The 22,007-nt window shown below is 62.8% G+C and carries 22 protein-coding genes; 16 read left to right on the forward strand and 6 right to left on the reverse strand.

Annotation, left to right across the window (positions count from 1 at the left end):
• Positions 1-21 precede the first annotated feature (21 nt).
• From soxZ to KJP30_RS19135, 8 genes are all read left to right on the forward strand, one after another.
• Positions 22-351, forward strand: coding sequence for a thiosulfate oxidation carrier complex protein SoxZ (gene soxZ / locus KJP30_RS19100; protein ID WP_218450920.1), 330 nt, complete (start codon positions 22-24; stop codon positions 349-351).
• Positions 352-414: 63 nt separating this feature from the next.
• Complete coding sequence (gene soxA, locus KJP30_RS19105) at positions 415-1,266, forward strand: sulfur oxidation c-type cytochrome SoxA (protein WP_218450921.1); 852 nt, start codon at positions 415-417, stop codon at positions 1,264-1,266.
• Positions 1,267-1,364: 98 nt separating this feature from the next.
• Complete coding sequence (gene soxB, locus KJP30_RS19110; RefSeq protein WP_218450922.1) at positions 1,365-3,062, forward strand: thiosulfohydrolase SoxB; 1,698 nt, start codon at positions 1,365-1,367, stop codon at positions 3,060-3,062.
• A gap of 95 nt (positions 3,063-3,157) precedes the next feature.
• Positions 3,158-4,432, forward strand: a complete 1,275-nt coding sequence (gene soxC / locus KJP30_RS19115) for a sulfite dehydrogenase (RefSeq protein ID WP_218450923.1) — start codon at positions 3,158-3,160, stop codon at positions 4,430-4,432.
• Positions 4,416-5,684: a c-type cytochrome gene (locus KJP30_RS19120; protein ID WP_218450924.1), complete on the forward strand. Its 1,269-nt coding sequence runs from the start codon at positions 4,416-4,418 to the stop codon at positions 5,682-5,684. Before soxC ends, KJP30_RS19120 begins: the two co-directional genes overlap by 17 nt.
• Positions 5,685-5,693: 9 nt before the next feature.
• Positions 5,694-6,407 carry a c-type cytochrome gene (locus KJP30_RS19125; RefSeq protein WP_218450925.1) on the forward strand — a complete coding sequence of 238 codons (714 nt, stop codon included), beginning with the start codon at positions 5,694-5,696 and terminating at the stop codon, positions 6,405-6,407.
• 413 nt (positions 6,408-6,820) lie between these two features.
• The gene (locus tag KJP30_RS19130; protein WP_218450926.1) at positions 6,821-8,086 is read left to right on the forward strand and encodes an NAD(P)/FAD-dependent oxidoreductase; all 1,266 of its coding nucleotides are present in this window, start codon (positions 6,821-6,823) and stop codon (positions 8,084-8,086) included.
• A 150-nt stretch (positions 8,087-8,236) separates the two neighbouring features.
• On the forward strand, positions 8,237-9,154 hold the full coding sequence (locus KJP30_RS19135; protein WP_218450927.1) for a cation diffusion facilitator family transporter: 918 nt from the start codon (positions 8,237-8,239) through the stop codon (positions 9,152-9,154).
• On the opposite strand, the gene KJP30_RS19140 is transcribed toward KJP30_RS19135, so the two are convergent.
• Complete coding sequence (locus KJP30_RS19140; protein ID WP_246594610.1) at positions 9,155-10,369, reverse strand: FAD-binding domain-containing protein; 1,215 nt, start codon at positions 10,367-10,369, stop codon at positions 9,155-9,157. It abuts the gene before it with no gap.
• Positions 10,370-10,529: 160 nt separating this feature from the next.
• On the opposite strand from KJP30_RS19140, the gene KJP30_RS19145 reads away from it, so the two are divergent.
• The 3 genes from KJP30_RS19145 to KJP30_RS19155 all read left to right on the forward strand — a co-directional run bounded on the left by KJP30_RS19145 (position 10,530) and on the right by KJP30_RS19155 (position 13,028).
• Entirely contained in the window at positions 10,530-11,165 is a 636-nt protein-coding gene (locus tag KJP30_RS19145; RefSeq protein WP_218450929.1) for an ATP-dependent Clp protease proteolytic subunit, read from the forward strand.
• Positions 11,166-11,332: 167 nt separating this feature from the next.
• Positions 11,333-12,598, forward strand: coding sequence for an ATP-dependent Clp protease ATP-binding subunit ClpX (clpX, locus tag KJP30_RS19150; RefSeq protein ID WP_218450930.1), 1,266 nt, complete (start codon positions 11,333-11,335; stop codon positions 12,596-12,598).
• Positions 12,599-12,668: 70 nt separating this feature from the next.
• Entirely contained in the window at positions 12,669-13,028 is a 360-nt protein-coding gene (locus KJP30_RS19155) for a RidA family protein (RefSeq protein WP_218450931.1), read from the forward strand.
• A gap of 167 nt (positions 13,029-13,195) precedes the next feature.
• On the opposite strand, the gene KJP30_RS19160 is transcribed toward KJP30_RS19155, so the two are convergent.
• Entirely contained in the window at positions 13,196-14,971 is a 1,776-nt protein-coding gene (locus KJP30_RS19160; protein ID WP_218450932.1) for an FkbM family methyltransferase, read from the reverse strand.
• A gap of 191 nt (positions 14,972-15,162) precedes the next feature.
• Between KJP30_RS19160 and KJP30_RS19165 the strand changes: the two genes are divergently transcribed.
• The 3 genes from KJP30_RS19165 to KJP30_RS19175 are packed head-to-tail and all read left to right on the forward strand — an operon-like array spanning position 15,163 to position 16,357.
• The gene (locus KJP30_RS19165; RefSeq protein WP_218450933.1) at positions 15,163-15,546 is read left to right on the forward strand and encodes an NADH:ubiquinone oxidoreductase subunit NDUFA12; all 384 of its coding nucleotides are present in this window, start codon (positions 15,163-15,165) and stop codon (positions 15,544-15,546) included.
• Positions 15,543-15,992 carry an outer membrane lipid asymmetry maintenance protein MlaD gene (gene mlaD, locus KJP30_RS19170; protein WP_218450934.1) on the forward strand — a complete coding sequence of 150 codons (450 nt, stop codon included), beginning with the start codon at positions 15,543-15,545 and terminating at the stop codon, positions 15,990-15,992. The genes KJP30_RS19165 and mlaD overlap by 4 nt, the downstream gene beginning before the upstream one ends.
• Positions 15,989-16,357 carry a DUF2155 domain-containing protein gene (locus KJP30_RS19175; protein ID WP_218450935.1) on the forward strand — a complete coding sequence of 123 codons (369 nt, stop codon included), beginning with the start codon at positions 15,989-15,991 and terminating at the stop codon, positions 16,355-16,357. The genes mlaD and KJP30_RS19175 overlap by 4 nt, the downstream gene beginning before the upstream one ends.
• 18 nt (positions 16,358-16,375) lie before the next feature.
• Here the strand turns inward: KJP30_RS19175 and aat are convergent, their stop codons facing one another.
• From aat to accB, 3 genes are all read right to left on the reverse strand, one after another.
• Positions 16,376-17,020 (reverse strand): leucyl/phenylalanyl-tRNA--protein transferase, encoded by a 645-nt coding sequence (aat, locus tag KJP30_RS19180; protein WP_218450936.1) that lies wholly within the window; start codon positions 17,018-17,020, stop codon positions 16,376-16,378.
• A 112-nt stretch (positions 17,021-17,132) separates the two neighbouring features.
• Complete coding sequence (gene accC / locus KJP30_RS19185) at positions 17,133-18,482, reverse strand: acetyl-CoA carboxylase biotin carboxylase subunit (protein ID WP_218450937.1); 1,350 nt, start codon at positions 18,480-18,482, stop codon at positions 17,133-17,135.
• A gap of 4 nt (positions 18,483-18,486) precedes the next feature.
• On the reverse strand, positions 18,487-18,981 hold the full coding sequence (gene accB, locus KJP30_RS19190; protein ID WP_218450938.1) for an acetyl-CoA carboxylase biotin carboxyl carrier protein: 495 nt from the start codon (positions 18,979-18,981) through the stop codon (positions 18,487-18,489).
• Positions 18,982-19,196: 215 nt separating this feature from the next.
• Here accB and KJP30_RS19195 point away from each other — a divergent pair, with 215 nt between their 5' ends.
• The gene (locus KJP30_RS19195) at positions 19,197-20,708 is read left to right on the forward strand and encodes a class I adenylate-forming enzyme family protein (RefSeq protein WP_218450939.1); all 1,512 of its coding nucleotides are present in this window, start codon (positions 19,197-19,199) and stop codon (positions 20,706-20,708) included.
• Here KJP30_RS19195 and KJP30_RS19200 read toward each other — a convergent pair.
• Entirely contained in the window at positions 20,654-21,013 is a 360-nt protein-coding gene (locus KJP30_RS19200) for a hypothetical protein (RefSeq protein ID WP_218450940.1), read from the reverse strand. The genes KJP30_RS19195 and KJP30_RS19200 overlap by 55 nt on opposite strands.
• Before the next feature lie 258 nt (positions 21,014-21,271).
• Here KJP30_RS19200 and KJP30_RS19205 point away from each other — a divergent pair, with 258 nt between their 5' ends.
• Positions 21,272-21,817, forward strand: a complete 546-nt coding sequence (locus KJP30_RS19205; protein WP_218450941.1) for a DUF2202 domain-containing protein — start codon at positions 21,272-21,274, stop codon at positions 21,815-21,817.
• Positions 21,818-22,007 lie beyond the last annotated feature (190 nt).

The following is a 22,007-nucleotide window of genomic DNA, read 5'->3' on the forward strand; positions in this document are numbered from 1 at the left end:
AACCTAAAGGAGTTCTGAGAAATGGCATCTGGTGTCAAACCCCGCGTCAAGGCCCCCAAGAAGGCATCCGCCGGTGAGGTCGTGACCATCAAGACCCTGATTTCCCACAAGATGGAATCGGGTCAGCGCAAGGACAGTTCGGGCAACGTGATCCCGCGCTCGATCATCAACCGCTTTACCTGCGACTTCAACGGACAGAACGTGGTGGACATCGTTCTGGCCCCGGCGATCTCGACCAACCCTTACTTTGAATTCGACGCGACCATCCCGGAAGCGGGCGAGCTCAAGTTCACTTGGTACGATGACGACGGTGACGTCTACGAAGAGACCAAGCCGGTCGCCATCGGCTGACCGCACGAGCTATTCCTGTCCCGCGCGACGCGGTGCAGGATCGCCAATTGGGAGGGTAACCACATGAAATTCAAGGCAATGACGGCAATCGCCGCACTGCTGCTTGCGCCCGTGGCCTTTGCGGGCGGCGCCGATGACGACACGCTCGTCCTCAACGGCGATACCGACATGACCACCAAGGCTGCCGCTCCGGCGCATCTTGACGGTGCGCTGGACGAAGTCATTTCGGGCTGGCACTTCCGTTCGGATGAAACGCAGGCGCTTCAGATGGACGACTTCGAAAATCAGGGCATGATTTTTGTCGATCAGGCGCTGGACGTCTGGAACACCGCCGACGGCTCCGAAGGCAAGGCCTGCGCCGATTGCCACGACGACCCCGAGTCGTCGATGGTGGGCGTTGCGGCGACCTATCCGAAGTGGAACGAAGAGGCTGGCGAACTGCGCACCGTGCAGATGCAGGTCAATGATTGCCGCGTGAACCGCATGGGTGCCGACGCGTGGAAATACGACGCCGGTGGTGCCGTCGCGATGGAAGCGCTGATCAACTCCGTGTCGCGCGGAATGCCGGTCAATGTCGCAATCGACGGTCCCGCGGCCGAGTATTGGGAAAAGGGCAAAGAGATCTACTATACGCGGTATGGTCAACTCGAACTGGCCTGCGCCTCCTGCCACGAAGCCAACTATGGCAACTACATCCGTGCGGACCACCTCAGCCAGGGTCAGATCAACGGCTTCCCGGCCTACCGTCTGAAGAATGCCAAGCTGAATGGTGTGCATTCGCGCTTCAAGGGCTGCATCCGCGACACCCGTGCGGAAACCTTCTCGGCGGGTTCGGACGAATTCATCGCGCTTGAACTTTACGTCAAGTCGCGCGGCAACGGCCTTTCGGTCGAAGGCCCGTCCGTCCGTAACTAATCAACCGAACCCCGCGTCAGGCAACTGGTGCGGGGTTTCTTTTGGCAATCAAATTCACACATGCGCATGTGTGTCATGAGATAGAAAGTTCCCTCCCCATGATCTCAAGACGCGATTTCCTGCAGGTGTCCATGGCGGCCTCGGCGATGCTCGGGGCCTCTGGTTTTGGCAATTGGGCGCGACTGGCGGCCCAGCAGAAACTGACGCAGGACCAGCTGCTGCAATTCGACACTTTCGGCAATGTCAGCCTGATCCATGTTACCGACATCCATGCGCAGTTGAAGCCGATCTACTTCCGCGAACCCTCGGTCAACATCGGCGTCGGCGGCAACAAGGGCGCCGTGCCGCATGTCACCGGCGCTGATTTCCGCAAGCTCTATGGCATCGAGGATGGCTCGCCCTCCCATTACGCGCTGTCCTCCGGTGATTTCGCCGCGCTGGCGCAGGGCTATGGCAAGATCGGCGGCATGGACCGCGTCGCCACCGTGGTGAACGCGATCCGCGCCGACCGTCCCGATGCGCTGCTGCTGGATGGCGGCGACACGTGGCATGGCTCGTACACCTGCTTCCAATCGGAAGGGCAGGACATGGTCAACGTCATGAACGCGCTCAAGCCCGACGCGATGACCTTCCACTGGGAATTCACGCTGGGCACCGACCGCGTGACCGAACTGGTCGAAAGCCTGCCTTTCGCGGCGCTGGGCCAGAACATTTTTGACGCGGAATGGGACGAACCTTCGGAACTGTTCAAGCCCTACCAGTTCTTCGAACGCGGCGGCGTCAAGATCGCCGTGATCGGTCAGGCCTTCCCCTATATGCCCATCGCCAACCCACGGTGGATGTTCCCGGAATTCTCCTTTGGCATCCGGGACGAGAACATGCAGGCCATGGTGGACGAGGTGCGCGCCGAGGGTGCCGAACTGGTGGTCTGCCTCTCGCACAACGGCTTTGACGTGGACAAGAAGATGGCCAGCCGGGTCAAGGGCATCGACGTGATCCTGACCGGACACACCCATGACGCGCTGCCCGAGCCGGTGCTGGTGGGCGACACGATCCTGATCGCCTCAGGGTCCAACGGTAAATTTGTCAGCCGCGTGGATCTTGACGTACAGAACGGCCGCATGATGGGCTTCCGTCACAAGCTGATCCCGATCTTCTCGGACGTGATCACGCCGGATGCCGATATGGCCGCGCTGGTCGACGAGCAGCGCGCGCCTCACAAATCCGAACTGGAAGAGGTCATCGGCCAGACCGACTCGCTGCTTTATCGCCGGGGCAATTTCAACGGCACCTGGGACGACCTGATCTGCGACGCACTGCTGTCAGAGCGCGAGGCGGACATCGCAATGTCGCCGGGCGTCCGCTGGGGACCGTCGCTGATTCCGGGCGATGATATCACCCGCGAGGACATCTGGAACGTCACCTCCATGACCTATGGCGAGGCTTACCGGACCGAGATGACCGGCGAATTCATCAAGGTCATTCTCGAAGACGTGGGCGACAATATCTTCAATGCGGATCCCTACTATCAGCAGGGGGGTGACATGGTCCGCATCGGCGGGATGGGCTACCGCTGCGACGTGTCCAAACCGCAGGGTGAGCGGATTTCGAACATGACCCTGCTCAAGACCGGCGAACCCATCGACCCGGCCAAGTCCTACGTGGTCGCCGGTTGGGCCTCGGTCAACGAGGGCACCGAAGGGCCGCAGATCTGGGACGTGGTCGAAAGCCACATCCGCAAGCTGGGCACCGTTTCGGTCGAACCGCGCAACAATGTCGAGGTCGTGGGCGTCTGACCGCCCCGCCTTTCAGCTCCGGCGGGCCTTGGCCCGCCGATTTTTCCGCCAAATCATTCACATAGATGAATGAAATGATCCGTAAGGAGAACGCAATGAGCAAGGAAACCAACGGCCCCTCGCGCCGCAAGTTCCTGACCAGTGCCGCCGCGCTGGGGGCAGGGGCGGCGGCTGCCACCGGCGCCCGCGCCGCAGGCGATCCGCTGATCACCGAAGTGCAGGATTGGGCCAGCGGCTTTGGCCACGGCGTCGACGAGGTGCCCTATGGCCTGCCGATCCGTTTCGAGGATGACGTCATCCGCCGCAACGTGGAATGGCTGACCGCCGATACGATCTCTTCGATCAACTTTACGCCGATCCACGCGCTGGACGGTACGATCACCCCGCAGGGCTGTGCCTTTGAACGCCATCACTCGGGTGCCATCGAACTGTCGAAATCCGACTATCGACTGATGATCAACGGTCTGGTCGATCAGCCGCTGGTCTTTTCCTACGATGACCTCGAACGCTTTCCGCGCGAACAGCACGTCTATTTTTGCGAATGCGCGGCCAACACGGGCATGGAATGGGCGGGCGCGCAGCTGAACGGTGCGCAGTTCACCCATGGCATGATCCACAACATGGAATACACCGGCGTCCCGCTGCGCACCCTGCTGGCAGAGGCCGGTCTGGATGCGGCGGGCGACTTCAAGGACAAGTGGGTCTATGTCGAGGGCGCCGATGCCTCGTCCAACGGCCGTTCGATCCCGATGGAAAAAGCCATGGACGACGTGCTCGTTGCGTTCAAGGCCAATGGCGAGGCTTTGCGTAAGGAGCACGGGTATCCGGTGCGTCTCGTCGTGCCCGGTTGGGAAGGCAACATGTGGGTCAAGTGGTTGCGCCGCGTCGAGGTCATGGACGGCCCCGTGGAAAGCCGCGAAGAAACGTCGAAATACACCGACACGCTGGCCGATGGCACCTCGCGCAAGTGGACATGGGTCATGGACGCCAAATCGGTCGTCACCTCTCCCAGTCCGCAGGCGCCGATCAAGCACGGGCATGGCCCGGTGGTTATCACCGGCATGGCGTGGTCCGGCCATGGCAAGATCACCCGCGTCGATGTCTCCAAGGATGGCGGCATGACATGGGAAACCGCCCGCCTCGCGGCAGAAGGGCAGGACAAGGCGCTGACCCGCTTTTACCTCGACACCACATGGAACGGCGAGGAATGGCTGCTTCAGTCGCGCGCGGTCGATGAAACCGGCTATGTCCAGCCGACCAAGGCCCAGTTGCGCGACGTGCGCGGCCTGAACTCGATCTACCACAACAACTGCATCCAGACCTGGCACGTGAAAGCCAACGGGGAGGCCGAAAATGTCGAAGTCTCTTAACCTTTACATCGGCTCGGCGGCTGGCGTCGGCCTGATGCTTCTGGGAGCCTACAACTTCGCGGATCGCAATGTCGCGGACTACCCGGAACGGCCACAGATGCTGGGCGAATTGCCCGCGCCGATCCCGGAACCCGAGGCCCCGGTCGACGTGGCCAAGGCTCCGGCGGCGGATCCTGCGGCCACGGATGGCGGCCTTGTCGCGGCCGCGCATGCGGACAACGGCGACAGCAAGGGCCTGCGCTTTGGTCTGGGCCGCGCGGCCTTGCCCGAGGAAATCGCCGCGTGGGATCTGGACGTCAGCCCTGATGGCACCGGCCTTCCGGCGGGCACCGGCAATGCACTGGACGGAGAAGCGATCTTTGAGGACAACTGCGCCGCCTGCCACGGTTCTTTTGCCGAAGGCGTCGACAACTGGCCCAAACTGGCCGGGGGCGAGGGCACGCTGGCTGATGAGGACCCGCTGAAGACCGTGGGCAGCTATTGGCCCTATACTTCGACCGTCTGGGACTACGTGCACCGTTCGATGCCCTTCGGCAATGCGCAGTCGCTTTCGGTGGACGATACCTATGCGATCGTGGCCTATATCCTCTACTCGAACGACCTGATCGAAGATGACTTCGAGCTGAACCAGGAAACCCTGCCGCAGGTGGTTCTGCCCAATGCCGAAGGGTTCATCGTCGATGACCGGGCCGAGACCGAATATGCCAAATGGCGGACCGAACCCTGCATGGAAAACTGCAAGGACGCTCCGGCCCAGATCACCATGCGCGCCACGGTTCTGGACGTGACACCGGACGAAGGCGCCGAAGATCCGGCGCCCGCCGCCGCCGATCCGGCGCCCGAACCTGCCGCTGCCGTGGATCCGGCACCGGAACCCGAAGCCGCCGACCCCGCGCCGGAACCCGCCGCCGCCGCCGCCCCGGCGGAGGATGCGCTTGACCCGGAACTGGTTGCGGCCGGTAAAAAGGTCTTTGGCAAGTGCAAGGCGTGTCACCAGATCGGTGAAGGGGCCAAGAACCGTACCGGCCCACAGCTGAACGGTGTGGTTGGCCGGGCCATCGGTGGGGTCGACGGGTTCAAGTATTCCAACACCATGGCTGACATGGGCGGTGTCTGGGACGAAGAAACCCTCGCGGCTTTCCTTGCCAATCCGCGTGGTGCGGTCAAAGGCACCAAGATGGCCTTTGCCGGGCTGAAGAAGGATGCAGACGTGGCGGCGATGATCGCCTATCTTAAATCCTTCACTGAATAAGGAAAAAAGATGAAGAGGCTGATCTTAACGGCCCTCGTCATGCTGGCCCCCATCGTGGGGCCGGCACTTGCAGAGGAGGAGGCCCAGCTGATCGGGGATGCCGATCGCGGGGCGCAATTGTTCAAGCAATGTATCGGGTGCCACCAGATCGGCCCCGATGCCAAGAACCGCATTGGCCCGCATCTCAACGGTATTTTCGGACGCCGTGCGGGCAGCGTCGAGGGGTTCGACTATTCCAAATCGATGGAGCGCGCCTTTGGCGACGGGCTGACCTGGGATTACGAACACCTTGATGCCTATATCGAAAATCCCCGTGTTCTGATCTCGGGCACGCGCATGTCCTACCGGGGCATGAAGGACGATCAGGACCGGCACGATGTGCTGGCCTATCTGCGCGCCTTCACCGCCAGTCCACAGGATATTCCGGAATCCGCCCCGACCGCCATCGCGCGCGAGGTTGAACTGCCGCCGGAAATCCTCGCCATCGTCGGGGATGTGGCCTATGGCGAATACCTCGCCTCGGAATGCCTGACCTGTCACAAGCGGGACGGTGCGGACGAGGGCATTCCCTCGATCATTAAGTGGCCCGAAGAGGATTTCGTGATTGCCATGCACGCCTACAAACGCAAACTGCGGGTGCATCCGGTGATGCAGATGATGGCAGGGCGCCTCAGCGACGAAGAGATCGCCGCGCTGGCCGCCTATTTCGCCACCATCGAATGACGGAGGGTCGGGTATTCCACAGTTGAGGTTGCGTCTGACCGGGGTGAAAGTTGGTGTGCGGGGCAGGATGCCCCGCCGCGGTGGCGGCTTTTTGGTCACCGTGACCGATTTACGATCCGGGGTATTTTTCACCCGGTCTGGTTTGGATGGTTCTCATGCGGATTCCCTTTGCTCTTCGGATTGCCATGCTGGGTGCCTTTTTGGCGCTGGCGGCATTTGTCGGCCTTTTGCCGGCGTGACGTATTTGGGCCTTCGCGGCCTTTTCATTTTTCTTTCAAACGCTTCTCCCCGCGCGGCCTTGGGCCGGGCGGGGTTCTTCGTCTGAGAGAGAAAGCCGCGCGCATCCCCCGGGAGCCAGTGAGAAGGGGCGGCGCGTGGCAAGACGACCATTGTCCAGCAAGGAGGAGACGGACATGACATTGAACAGACGCGCGTTCCTGGGAACAGCGGCGGCGGCGGCCTCGCTGTCGGCCCCTATGGTGCAGGCGGCCAGCCACGGCAAGCCGCGTGCGGTGGTGATCGGGGGCGGGGCCGGCGGGGCAACCGCCGCGCGCTATATCGCCAAGGACAGCAACGGAGAGATCGACGTCACGCTGATCGAACCCACGCGCACCTATTACACCTGCTTCTTTTCCAACCTTTACATCGGCGGGTTCCGCGACCTGCAATCCATCGCCCATGACTACGGCAAACTGGCCACCGAATATGGCATCAACGTCGTGCATGACTGGGCCGTCGGGGTTGATCGCGACGCCAAGACCGTGTCGCTGGCAGGGGGCGGCAGCGTGCCCTATGACCGGCTGGTGATCTCGCCGGGGATCGACTTTGTCGAAGGTTCGGTGCCGGGCTGGGATCTTTCGACCCAAACCGCCATGCCCCATGCCTACAAGGCGGGCACCCAGACCGTGCTGCTCAAGGCGCAGATCGAGGCGATGCCCGAGGGCGGCACCTATGTCATGGTCGCCCCGCCGAACCCCTACCGCTGCCCGCCGGGACCCTACGAGCGTATCTCGATGGTGGCCCATGTGCTCAAGCAGACCAACCCGACGGCCAAGATCATCATCGCCGACCCAAAGGAGAAATTCTCCAAGCAGGCGCTGTTCGAGGAAGGCTGGCAAAAGCACTATGGCGGCATGATCGAACGCATCGGCCCGGACTTTGGCGGCGGCAATGTCTCGGTCAATGCCGACACGATGGAAGTCGACATCGACGGCGAAGTGGTCAAGGCGGATGTCTGCAATGTCATTCCGGCGCAAAAGGCGGGCATGATCTGTGCCGCCGCCGGTCTGACCGAGGGCAACTGGGCACCGGTGGACGGTCATTCCATGGTCTCGCGGCTGGATGAGAACATTCATATCCTCGGCGACGCCACCAACCAGGGCGACATGCCGAAATCCGGCTTCTCGGCCAATTCGCAGGCCAAGGTGGCGGCCATGGCGGTGCGCGGTGCGCTGACCGGCAGCCGTGTCTTCCCGGCCAAATACTCGAACACCTGCTGGTCGCTGATCTCGACGGACGACGGCATCAAGGTGGGCGCGGCCTATGAGGCGACCGACGAGAAAATCGCCAGCGTGTCGAGCTTTGTCAGCCAGACGGGTGAAGACGCGGCGCTGCGCAAGGCCACATACGAGGAAAGCGTTGGCTGGTACGCGGGCATCACCTCGGACATGTTCGGCTGACCGGGCAACAGGGTTTCGCCACGCCTTTCGCGCGGCGACCGACGGCGGCGGGCCATGCCCGCCGCCGTTTTGCGTCAAACGAGCACGCACCGCCGGATAGGCCCGTCCCGGCGGGTTGACCTTTGCACATGAAAGGCGCCTTTTCGGCCCATGCCTCACGGACACCATCATCATCACCATCATGTCGATCCCGAGGCTGGCGACGCCCGCATGGCGGCGGCTGTTGGCGTGAACCTATTGCTGACCGTGGCGCAGGTGATCGGCGGGATCTTTTCCGGCTCACTCGCGATGATCGCCGATGCGCTGCATAATTTCTCGGACGCGGCCAGCCTCGTGATCGCGGCATGGGCCCGGCGCATCGCGCGCCGCCCTGCGGATGCGGAAATGACCTTCGGTTACGGTCGGGCTGAGGTGGTGGCCGCGTTGATCAACCTGACCACACTGATCGTTGTGGGGCTGTACCTGATCTACGAGGCCATATTGCGGTTTTTCCAACCGCAAGAGGTCATCGGCTGGCTGATCATGGCCATTGCTGGGGCGGCTTTGGTCATCGACCTTGTCACCGCGGCGTTGACCTACAGGATGGCGCAGGACAGCGTGAACATCCGCGCGGCGTTTCTGCACAATCTTGCAGATGCCATGGGGTCGCTCGCGGTGATCGTTGCGGGTGCCGTGATCTGGGCCTTTGGCTGGACATGGGTCGACCCGGCCATCACCCTTTTGATCGCGGGCTATATCCTGTGGATGGCATGGTCCGAGATCGGCGGCGTGATCCGGATCCTGATGTTGGGCAGCCCCCCGCAACTGGCACCGGAAAACGTTCTGGCCACGGCAGAGGCGGTTGCGGGCGTGGCCGGACTGCACCATGCGCATCTGTGGCAGGTGGACGAACACCGCAGCGCCCTACAGGCGCATATGGTTATCGAACCGGGCGAATGGCATCGGGCCGATGACATCAAGGCGACCGTCAAGGCGCGTCTGGCCAAGATGCACGGCCTGTCGCATGTGACGCTGGAAATGGAATGCGCGGAACATGTCTGCCGACAGGTACCGCGAATCGGCCATTGATCAGGTGGCGTCGGGCCGCTGCACCTCGTTCAGGAAAGCCGGTATGTTCTGGCGGAACTTGAAAAAACCTGCCGTGGCATGCGGCCAGACCCGCGCATCATAGGGTCGAAGCATGCGCACCACGGGAACGCCCCGAACCCTGTTCAGCACATCGGCCACCGGGCCGACCGGGGCATGGGCGGTGACGATCTGTTCGGCGTCGACGGATTGCGCCATGCGCTGGATGTCGTCCGCGGTGCGCAGGTCCTCCAGCGCCGCGCCCAGTTGATGCTCCCATCGTCCGGCGGCCTCTTGCAGCGCGGCGGCGCGAAAAGTCATCACATGCGGCGCGGGTTTCAAAGGCGACAGGGCGCGACTGGCCATCAGCATCGCGGTGCCGACCGGAGTCACCCCGTTATCCAGAATCCAGCCGGGCGACATGTCCTCTTCGTGCAGGACAAAGAGCGTGCGTTTGCCGGGATCGGGCAAGGCGCCTTCGGGCGGCGGAGAGCAGGGCGGATGCGGCGGTCCGTCCAGCGGTTCGGCCCGGATGTTCAGCTCTGCCGGTTCGGGGCGAAACCGGCCGCCGGAAAAGCGGGCGATATTTTCGGGCGTGGCGAGGTAATGCTTGCCGCGGGTGTGCAGCCCCGCAACCCAACGCCAGCCCAGCGTGTTCGATGCCGGATCGCCGTCCAGCAGGTGCCGGAGAAAGAAATCGGCCCCCAGTTCCCACGGCAGCCCAAGGGTAAAGATCCAGATCGAGGCAAACCACATCCGTGCGTGATTATGCAGGTAACCGGTTTCCGCCAGTTCACGCGCCCAGGCGTCGAAACAGGCAATGCCAGTGCGCCCGCCGCAGGCCGCCGCCCAGCGTTCGCGCAGCCCGGCCTCGGTCTGCAAACGGTCGATGTCACGCAGAACCCGCGATTGGTAAAGCCGCCAGACCAGCGGCCGCATCTCCAGCCAGCCCTTGGAATAACTGCGCCAGAAAACCTCTTGGACAAAGCTCTTTGCGTCTTCGGCCGAATGGCGGGCCAGCACCGCACGCAGAACCTCTTTTTCGGTCACGATCCGGTGGCGAATATAGGGCGACAGCCGTGACACGGCCTCATGCGCACCGGGGCCCATGTCGAAATTGCGCCGCGCGGCATAGGCTTCGGCGGCGATGGGCACAAAACGGTCCAGCGCGCGCAGCGCCGCCGCTCGGCTGGGAGAAAAGGAGATCGCGTCGTTCATGGCTGCCGTCATAGGGGGAGTTGCCGGGCTTTCAAGACTGCGCACGGTGTCGCCCGCGAATTCAGTACCGCCCCTTGCAGGCCTCCAATGGCGATACTAAGACTCAGGTAACTTTAAAGCGTTACCACCAATCCCCGAAAACAGTTGCAGGCAGACCGATATGAAAGATCCGATCGAGACCTACATGAACCTCGTCCCCATGGTCGTCGAGCAGACCAGCCGCGGGGAACGCGCCTATGACATCTTCTCTCGCCTGCTGAAGGAACGCATCGTCTTCCTCAACGGGCCGGTGCATGACGGCATGTCCTCCCTCGTGGTGGCCCAGCTTCTTCACCTCGAGGCGGAAAACCCCTCGAAAGAGATCTCGATGTACATCAACTCGCCGGGCGGTGTCGTGACCTCCGGCCTGTCGATTTACGACACGATGCAGTACATCAAGCCGAAGGTGTCGACCCTTGTGATCGGTCAGGCGGCCTCGATGGGCTCGCTGCTGCTGACCGCCGGTGCGAAAGGGATGCGCTTCTCGCTCCCCAACAGCCGGATCATGGTCCACCAGCCCTCGGGCGGTTATCAGGGGCAGGCGACGGACATCATGATCCACGCCGAAGAGACGCTGAAACTCAAGCGGCGTTTGAACGAAATCTACGTCAAACACACCGGCCAAACCTACGAGGCGGTCGAAAACGCGCTGGAGCGCGATAACTTCATGGATGCCGAGAAAGCCAAGGAATGGGGCCTGATCGATGAGATCGTGACCTCGCGCGTGGCCGAAGGCGAAGACGGCGGCGACGCCTGATTAATCAACCCCACCTCGCGGTGCGGGGTGGGGCGAATTTTCGGATTGTCGCGCCCGACCACGTGGCCTAAGCTGACCGGACACTGGCGGCAGGCGGCGTTTGTGGGGCGCAAAGGCCGGTCGCCGGCGAAGCAGGAAACCGGGATACACCGGGAAAGGTGCGACTGATGGCAACTAATTCAGGCGGCGATAGCAAGAATACCCTCTACTGCAGCTTCTGCGGCAAGAGCCAGCACGAAGTGCGCAAACTGATCGCGGGCCCCACCGTATTCATCTGTGATGAATGTGTCGAACTTTGCATGGACATCATCCGCGAAGAGACAAAGGGGGCCGGGCTCAAGGCTTCGGATGGCGTGCCGACGCCGCGCGAAATCTGTGATGTGCTGGACGATTACGTGATCGGTCAGGCCACGGCCAAGCGTGTTCTTTCGGTCGCGGTTCACAACCATTACAAGCGTCTGAACCACGCGCAGAAATCGTCGGACATCGAACTGGCGAAATCCAACATCCTGCTGATCGGACCCACCGGCTGCGGCAAGACCCTGTTGGCGCAGACGCTGGCGCGCATCCTCGATGTGCCCTTCACAATGGCCGATGCCACCACGCTGACCGAGGCAGGTTACGTGGGCGAGGATGTGGAAAACATCATCCTCAAGCTGCTTCAGGCCAGCGAATACAACGTCGAACGGGCGCAGCGTGGCATCGTCTACATCGACGAAGTGGATAAGATCACCCGCAAGTCGGAAAACCCCTCGATCACCCGCGACGTGTCGGGCGAGGGTGTGCAGCAGGCGCTGCTGAAACTGATGGAAGGCACCGTGGCCTCCGTGCCGCCGCAAGGTGGGCGCAAACATCCGCAGCAGGAATTCCTGCAAGTGGACACCACGAACATCCTCTTCATCTGCGGCGGTGCCTTTGCCGGCCTGGACCGGATCATTGCCCAGCGGGGCAAGGGCTCGGCCATGGGCTTTGGGGCCGACGTGCGCGACAACGACGATCGCGGCGTGGGTGAGGTCTTCAAGGATCTCGAACCCGAAGATCTGCTGAAATTCGGTCTGATTCCGGAATTCGTTGGTCGTCTGCCGGTGATCGCCACGCTTGAGGATCTGGACGAGGATGCACTTGTCACCATCCTGACCCAGCCGAAGAACGCGCTTGTAAAACAATACCAGCGTCTCTTCGAGATGGAGGATACCAAGCTCGACTTCACCGACGACGCGCTCTCGGCCATCGCGAAGAAGGCCATCGAACGCAAGACCGGTGCGCGCGGCCTGCGCTCGATCCTCGAAGGCATCCTTCTGGACACGATGTTCGAACTGCCGGGCATGGATGAAGTGACAGAGGTTGTCGTGAACGAGGAATCGGTCACATCCGAGGCCAAGCCGCTGATGATCTACGCGGATCAGAAGAAAGAAGGCGCTTCTGCCGGCTGACCGGACTTTTTATAGCGAATGCGGGGCGGGGTTTTACCCCGCCTTTCTTTTGTCCAAGGAAAACAGGACCATGACCATCACACGTATCTCATCCGGCAGTCCGTTCGAGGAAAAGATCGGCTACAGCCGCGCCGTCGTCGCCGGCGGCTTTGTTCATGTCGCCGGCACCGTGGGGCAGGGCGACACTGTGCAGGATCAATGCCGCGCGGCGCTGGAAACCATCAAGACGGCGCTGGAAAAGGCCGGCAGCAGCCTCTCGGACGCGGTGCGCGTCACCTACTATCTGCCAGACCGGCATGAATTCGAACCCTGCTGGCCTATCCTGCAAGAGGCTTTTGGTGAAAACCCACCGGCGGCCACCATGGTGGAATGCAACCTGATCGATCCGAAATACCGGATCGAAATCGAAGTGACGACCCTCGCCCGCTGATTGGAAATGACGGATCCCGCTGCGCATCATCCGCGCATTGAGATCCTGTCGCGCGTCGCGGCCTATACGCGGCGCGCCCTTGTTTCTTCTGTCCTGAAATATCCCGGGGGAGTCGCCAAAGGCGACGGGGGCAGCGCCCCCTCCAAGCGGTCGATCTGCAAAGGGTGTCACCCGGCCAGACGGGGCTCGTCTTCCAAAAGCGTAAAACCGTCACCCAGTTCGGCCCGCATCGCGGCTTCTTCCGGCTGCTGCCAAACGGGCCCCGGCGCGACAAAGCCATTTTCGATCAGCGCCGCCTGCACGGCTGCGAAATCAGGCTCGCCCACGGCCAGCCGCTTGCGCACCTCTCCCTTGGGCATCCACGCCCGGCGCAGGGTCTCGATCCACAGCGGCGGGCGCCCGGAAAAGCTTTCTAGGTGCGCCGAGATATGTTTCGTGGCCCCCGAGCGTCGCCGCAGGATCATCGCCACCCGCTGATCGGGCCGCGCGACGAAAGCAAGAAAATGCAGTGCCGAACCTTCGGCGGCGACGATCTGTTTCGCGGCCTTGTAGCGGGCGACCTGTTCGGTCAGCGAATGCGCCTGTGGATGAAAGATCTCATAGCCTTGCTCGGCCAGCAACGCCTCTAGCCGCTCTTCTCCCAACAGCGAGCCGCGCCCGGCGCCCAGCCGGGACCGGCTGATGTACAGCTTCTCGGGGCCTTTCGGAGCCACCTGCTGTGCGAACCGCAGCGCGACGCTTTCGATGAACCGATCCGTACCGCGGCTGATTTCGCCCAGACCAAATCCCTGACCGGGAACGATCAATTCGTCCGGCACGCAGGGCGCGCGGGCCTCGTGAATGGGCAGGTCGCAGCCCATGAGGCGCAGGAACTCGGCATGGAAGGGCGGCAGCGGGTCGGTGTTCGTAGGGTTCTTGGGCGTAAAGAGGATGCCGTCGAACTGGTTGGCGTCGATATGTTCCAGCGCCCAGAGCCGTGTTACGCTTTCGGTGACGAAGTGCGGGAAATAGCGCCACAACACGCCGCCCCAAAGCCAGCGACCGGGCAGACGCTCTGCATCCTTGACCGGTTTCGGTGGCGGCGTCAGCAACCGTGCGTTGCGCCATGTGGTGGCGTGGGGGACAACCTGCCCGGCGGCGCTCAGCACCCCCGAAGGCTGAACATGTGACCGATGCGTGGGCGGCAGGACCTGCGGATGCTTCAGCCGGGCGATCTGGCAGGACCAGCCACCGGCCGGGCTGGGCGGTTCCAGCCGGATGATATTGCGCGAGCAGGTCCAGACAAAGCGGGTCGAGACGGTTTCGTCCTTCTGAAAGCCCATGGCGCGCAGGCGGTCCTTGCAGGTCTTGGCGCCCTGAGTGCCGTAAACGCCGGGATGGAACTCGATCACCACGGCGCGGATGCCGCGCAGTTCGGCCTGTTCAAGGAATTCCAGTTCGCCGCCTTCAATGTCCATGATCAGCACATCGGGGCGGAACTCGCGCAGCACATCGTCCAATGCGGCCGTGGGCACTTCAACTTCGCGGGTGTTGCGGTTTTCGGCATCCACAAGCGAAGATCCGAGAAAGGAGTTGCGCAGATAGAATCGTCGGGTTTCGGGCCGGTCCGGCCCGCTCATCAGGACCTGATTGCGCAGTTCGATCCGGTCCTCCAGCCCGTTCAGACGGTGCAGGATGCGGATATGAGGGATCAGGTCCGGGTTGGCCTCAAAGCTTAACATGGCGGCCGGATCGGCGTTCCGTGCGATGACGGCACCGACCACGCCCAGACCGGCACCCAGTTCCAGAACCCGGTCGCCGGGGCGCACCACGGACAGCGCGCCCGCGATTTCGTCACCTTCATAGCGGCCGGCTTCGATCCGGCGCTGGCGCGTTTCGGTCAGAAAGGGAGAGATGGGCACATCAACCCCCCGGCATCGCGCCGCCACTGTCACGTCCTGCATGTCTGCTCGCCCGTTTTTCATCTTATGGGTCATCGCCAACCTGCCGTGTCTTTGTGTTAACAATATGTTCACCAAGCCCGTCGGCCCAGCAAAAACGCGCCACGCGGTAAACGCGCGCCCTGCGTCATGCGGGGCACTGGACCCCGCCCGGCGAATTCGCCATAAGGGGCGACAAGGAACAGGAGTCGTCCATGGGCATTCTCAACACCCTTCTCCGCGCCGTGACCTGGTGGAATGGCGCTACGCTCAACACGCTCATCTACACCAGCCGCAAGGGTGTAAAAGTGGGTGAGGACGAGCAGGGCAACACCTTCTACCAGACACGCGACGGCAAACGCCGCTGGGTGATCTTCAACGGCGAAGCTGAGGCAAGCCGCGTCAGCCCCGACTGGCACGGTTGGCTGCACCACACCTTCAAGGAAGCGCCGACCGACCGGCCGCTTGCCCACAAGTCGTGGGAAAAGCCGCATAGCGAGAACCTCACCGGGACCGCGCTGGCCTATGCGCCGGCCGGGTCGATCCGCCGCGAAGCCCCGGCAGAGCGCCGCGATTACGAGGCCTGGTCGCCCGAATGACCCATTCTCTGGCCGAAGTGGCCGTGGGCGGCGCCGTGCTTGCGGCGGCGCTGGCTTTTGGGGCCTATACCGTGCAGAGCACCGGCTTTGCTCTGGGATCGCAGGGCTATGAGTTGACCGCCTCTTTCCGGTCGGTCGAAGGCGTCAGCGTTGGCACAGATGTCCGTTTGGCCGGGGTCAAGGTGGGCACCGTCACGGACATTGTCCTGAATCAGGAAACCTACCGGGTTGATACGACCGTGGTTTTGAACGACTTGGTCAAGATCCCCGACGACAGCGTAATCCTGATTGCCTCCGAAGGCCTGTTGGGCGGCAATTACGTGGAAATTTCGCCGGGCGGCTCGTTCGACTATTACGCGGCCGGACAAGAGATCCTTGATACGCAAGGCTCGGTCAGCCTGCTGAACCTGCTGCTGCGCTATATCGGCGGGAGCGAAGAGGAATGATCGGTGCCCGCGCGCTGGCGCTGGGCCTGCTGTGTCTGGCCGCGCCGCTTGCGGCGCAAGAGCGTACCGCCACGGGCACCGGTGCCGTGTTGCGCGGGCTGGACAAGCTGAACGCCAAGGTCAGCGACGTGACGCTGATGAACGGCGAAACCGCCGCCCTTGGGCTGATTGAGATCGTGTTGAAGGAATGCCGCTATCCCGAGGAAGATCCCTCGGGCGATGCCTATGCCTTTCTCACGGTGCGCGAGGCGGGCGTGGCGCAGCCGATCTTTTCCGGTTGGATGGTGGCCTCGGCGCCTGCGCTCAACCCGATGGATCACGCGCGTTACGATGTCTGGGTTCTGCGCTGCACGCAGGCCGAATAAGCCGGGCCCATAGGTTCATCACAGTGCATGGCCGGTGCCGCGCAACCGTGCGGCCACTTCGGCCCCCGAAGCGGCGAGTGGGGCGCTCAGGATCTCTGCCGGTTGCTTCAGTGCCGCAGCCAGCATGGTCCGATACTCGTGGCGGGTGATCTCTTTGCCGCCAAGGCTGGCCAGATGCGGCGTCAGGAACTGCGTGTCAAACAAGGTAAAGCCAGTGCGGTTCAGCAGGTCAACCAGCCAGCACAGCGCGATTTTCGACGCATCGGTGCGGCGTGAGAACATCGATTCGCCGCAATAGGCGGCACCGACAGCAACGCCATAGACTCCGCCGACCAGCTTGCCATCCATCCAGACCTCCAGCGAATGCGCGTGCCCCTGAGCATGCAGCGCGTGATAGAGATCGCGGATTTCCGCGTTGATCCAGGTTTCCTGCCGGTCGGCACAGCCGTCGATCACCCCCGAGAAATCGCTGTTCAGGGTGACGCTGTAATCCTGCCGTCGCAGGCGCTTTGCAAGGCTGCGGGACACGCGAAACCCGTCCAGCGGCAGGATGCCCCGCCGCCTTGGGTCGACCCAGAAGATATCCGGGTCGTCCTGCCGTTCGGCCATCGGAAAGATGCCGGTGCGATAAGCCTGTAACAGAAGATCGGGGGTGACGCTCATGCGGCGACAATATCCGGTTTGCCGATGAACGAAACCCGTCCCGGACCTGATCCGGGACCTCCCGGACCGCAAGGAGAGGCCCCGGCGCAAGGCCGGGGCGCGGTGTGGTGGATCACTCCAGCCCGCCCGCCTCCAGCCATTTCTCCAGCCAGTGAATGTTGTATTCACCGGTATGGATGTCCTTTTCGCGCAGCAGCGCGTGGAACAGGGGCACGGTGGTGTCGATCCCGTCGACGATCAGCTCGCCCAGAGCGCGGTTCAGGCGCGCCAGCGCGGCGGGCCTATCGGCGCCATGCACGATCAGCTTGCCGATCAGGCTGTCGTAGTAGGGCGGGATCCGATAGCCGTCATAAAGCGCGGAATCCATCCGCACACCCAGACCGCCGGGCGCGTGGAAATGGGTGATCGTCCCCGGCGAGGGGCGGAATTCCGGCAGTTTCTCGGCGTTGATCCGCACCTCGATGGCGTGGCCATTGATCTTGAGATCATCCTGAGTGAACGACAGTTTTTCGCCCGAGGCGACAAGGATCTGTTCCCGCACGAGGTCGACGCCAAAGATGCCTTCGGTCACGGGGTGTTCCACCTGCAAGCGGGTGTTCATCTCGATGAAGTAGAACTCGCCATCTTCGTAGAGGAACTCGATCGTCCCGGCGCCCTTGTAGCCCATCTTGGCCACGGCATTGGCGCAGACGCCGCCGATATAGGCGCGTTCCTCGGGCGTGATCGAGGGGCCGGGGGCCTCTTCAAATACCTTCTGGTGGCGACGTTGCAGCGAACAGTCCCGTTCGCCAAGGTGGACGCCGTTGCCCTGACCATCGCCAAAGACCTGAATCTCGATGTGGCGCGGGCGCTGAAGGTATTTCTCGATATAGACCTCGTCGTTGCCAAAGGCCGCCTTGGCCTCGGCCCGCGCGGTCTGGTAGGCGCGCTCCATCTCGGCTTCGTCGCGGGCCACCTTCATGCCGCGGCCACCGCCGCCGGCGGTTGCCTTGACGATCACCGGATAGCCGAAGGAGGCACCGATTTCCTTGGCCTCGGCCACGCTGTTCACGCCGCCTTCGGAACCGGGAACAACCGGGATGCCCAGTTCCTTGGCGGTTTCCTTGGCGGTGATCTTGTCACCCATGGTGCGGATATGTTCCGCCGAAGGGCCGATGAACGTGATGTCGTGGTCTTCGACGATCTGCACGAACCGGGCGTTTTCCGACAGAAAGCCATAGCCCGGGTGGATCATCGTCGCGCCGGTGACTTCGCAGGCCGAGATGATGGCCGGGATCGACAGATAGCTGTCGGGCGAAGGGGCGGGGCCGATGCAGATGGTTTCATCCGCCATGCGCACATGCATCGCATCCGCATCAGCGGTGGAATGCACGGCGACCGAGGGGATGCCCATTTCGCGGCAGGCGCGGATCACGCGCAGCGCGATCTCACCACGGTTTGCGATCAGGATCTTGTGGGTCATGCGCTTACTCGAGGATGACCAGCGGGGCGCCGTATTCGACCGGTGCGCCGTCCTCGACAAGGATGCGCTTGACCGTCCCGGCGCGGGGCGCGGGAATATGGTTCATGGTCTTCATCGCTTCGACGATCAGCAGCGTGTCGCCTTCCTTGACGGTGGCGCCAACGGCAATGAACGGGTCCGCACCCGGTTCTGCCTGCATATAGACCGTGCCCACCATGGGCGAGGTCACCGCACCGGGATGTGCGGCAGGATCCTCGGGCATGCTGTCCGCCGCGGCGGCGGGGGCTGCTGCGGCCACCGGGGCGGCCGGTGCGGCGACGGGGGCTGCGGCCACCGGGGCCGGGGCGGCAACGGTCACCGCGCGGCTGATGCGCACCTGAAGGCTGTCGTCATCGCCGTATTCGCGCATGACCTCCAGTTCGGTCAGCTCGTTTTTCTTCAGTACTTCCGCCAGCGCCTCGATAAAGGCAACGTCTGCCTCGGTCCTGTTCTCGCTCATGCCATCCTCGCCATGTCCAAATGGCCCGTTGCCGGTGGGACCGGCGGGCTCAGCGCAGCTTATAGGGTATGGCGCGACCGGTGAAAAGCGATGCCGGACAGGATGCGTGAGCGCTATCGCGCGACCCGGGCGAATCCGGGGCCAAACCGGGCTGTAACGGGCCATATTGCGGCTTGCGTCCGGCGCGCCTAGGGTCGCTTCGGGGAGGACACGACATGAATATTTCCACGTGGCTGGCCGCGACCGCACAGCTGTCACCGGACCGTCCGGCCTTGCACCTTGGAACAGAATGCGTTGCCACGTATGGGGATTTCCACGCCGAGGCCCTGCGTGTCGCGGGCGCGCTGGTGGCGCGGGGCATCGGGCCCGGGGACCGTGTGGCCCTCTTCATGAAGAACGTGCCCGATTACCTCGTGGCGCAATACGGCGCATGGCACGCCGGGGCCGCCGTTGTGCCGATCAATGCCAAGCTGCACCCGCGTGAGGCCGATTTCATCCTTGCCGACTCAGACGCGCAACTGGTCTTTGCCACGCCCGATCTTGCGTCCGGTCTGGCCGAGGTCGCTCAGGTTCCGGTGATCGACACCGGCACATGTGAATGGCAGGCCATGCGGGGGTTCGATCCGTTGCACGGCGTCCAGCCGCGCGCGCCCGGCGATCTGGCGTGGCTGTTTTATACCTCCGGCACAACCGGGCGCCCCAAGGGGGTGGTCATCACGCACCGGATGCTGATGGTCATGTCGCTGGGCTATCAGGCGGATTGTGATCTTGTCCGGGGCGAGGACGCGGCGCTGTACGCGGCCCCGCTCAGCCATGGCGCCGGGATTTACAACATGATGCAGACGCGTGCCGGGGCGCGGCATGTCTTTCCCGCGTCTGGCGGTTTTGACGAGTCCGAGGTGCTGGACCTCGCCGCGCATTTTGGCAGCACGCATATGTTCATGGCCCCCACAATGGTGCAGCGCCTGACCCGCCACGCCCGCGCGAAGGGGCGCAACGGCTCAGGCCTGCGAACCATCGTCTATGCCGGTGGCCCCATGTACAATGCCGATATCATCGAGGCCGTCGATCATTTCGGCCCGGTCTTCGTCCAGATCTACGGGCAGGGGGAATGCCCCATGGGTATCACCGCCCTGTCGCGCCAAGACGTGGCGGACCGCACCCATCCGCGCTGGCGCGAGCGGCTGGGGTCCGTTGGTCGGGCGCAATCCGCGGTCGAGGTCCGTATCGCTGGCGAGGACGGTCAGACGCTGCCACATGGCGAAGTGGGTGAAATCTGCGTGCGTGGGGATGTGGTGATGCCCGGATATTGGCAAAACCCCGAGGCCACCGCCAAGACGCTGCAAGACGGCTGGCTCTGGACCGGCGACATGGGGGCGATGGACCCCGAAGGTTATGTGACCATGAAAGACCGGTCCAAGGACCTGATCATCTCGGGCGGGACCAATATCTATCCCCGCGAAGTCGAAGAAGCCCTGCTGGAACATCCATCCGTGCAGGAGGTGGCCGTTGTCGGTCGCCCGCATTCGGAATGGGGCGAAGAGGTGGTGGCCTTCGTCGTATGCGACGGGGCGCTGGACAAGGCCGCGCTGGATGCGCATTGCCTTGATCGGATCGCCCGGTTCAAACGGCCAAAGGCCTATGTGGCGCGGGACTCGCTGCCCAAGAACAACTACGGCAAGGTGCTGAAAACAGAGCTGCGCGCGTCCTTTCCACCAGAGAGTTGATCCGGCGCGGTGCCGGCGGCCGTGTCGCCGCGGTTGTCCGGACTTTGTTCGTCCAGCATCTGGCTGATGGTAATCTGCATGATCGACGGCGGCGCGGCATGGGTCGCGGGGTCCGGTTCGCCATTGACGGCGCGCCAGAATTTTGTTGGCGCCTTGCCATCCTTCAGCCCTGCCTCGGGGTTGCGGCTGTCGGCGATGGGCGTGATCTTGGCCGGGTCGGCGTTGGGAGGCCGAACCTCGGGCAGACCCTGCGGATGGCCGCTGACCTGAGGGGCGGTGAGCAGCGGAGAGACTGTGAATTGCATTGGGCAGCTCCGTCCAGAGTGCCCCCACACAAGCAGAGTACCATGCGAAGAATTCCCGCGCAGCGGGTTCGGTCGAATTGTGGAGAGTTTCCGGCCAAATCATGGCGCCCTTGGTTCTGGGCAGATCTTTGCCGGTTTGACCTGTCTCCGGCATAATTTAGCAAAGATGCGCAGGCTTTCCGGTTTCGCGATTCATATAGTGATTTTAATATGTGAATGGAAGCGCGCCCCACATGGAATGATTAAAAAGAGATGGGCATGAAACAAGCAAAGCAGTTCGGGGCTGCCGGGTGGCAATTCGGGGCCAATCGTGATGCCGCAAAGGCTGCCGTTCCCGGGACGGACGAGGTCGCCGTGACCGATGTGACCTACAGCGATGAGGTCGTGGCCGAACTGATCTACATGATCGAAGAGGAAAAACTCGCCGGCGACATTTACGAAGCCTTCTATGAACTCTACGGCCTGAGGGTTTTCGCCAATATCGCAAGATCCGAGGACAGCCATTTCAACGCCCTCGTCAAACAGGCCGAGGCCATGGGGCTGGACACGGATCAGTTCGTTTACAACGAGGCGGGCCGTTTCGAGGATCCGGAATTGCAGGCGCTCTACGACGACCTGATCGCGACGGGCGCGCTGTCGCTGACCTCGGCGCTGGAGGTCGGGGCAGCGATCGAAAGCAAGGACATCACCGATATCGCCGCGGCCATCGAGACTGTCGAGGGGACGGCGCTGGAGGGGGTCTATGCGAACCTGCTGGCAGGCTCGGAAAGCCATTTGGCGGCCTTCGAAGGGGTGTTGGGCTGACCCTTGGACGGGTGAATGAAAACAGCCGCCGGGATGACCGGCGGCTGTTTCCGTCTGGCATGGGGCGTGGCCTTACGCCTTGTTCATTCTGTTTTGGATGAGGTCATCGACGACGGTCGGGTCTGCGAGTGTTGATGTGTCACCGAGGGATCCGTAGTCGTTTTCGGCGATCTTGCGCAGGATGCGGCGC

Source organism: Antarctobacter sediminis (assembly GCF_019218285.1).
GTDB classification, from domain to species: domain Bacteria; phylum Pseudomonadota; class Alphaproteobacteria; order Rhodobacterales; family Rhodobacteraceae; genus Antarctobacter; species Antarctobacter sediminis.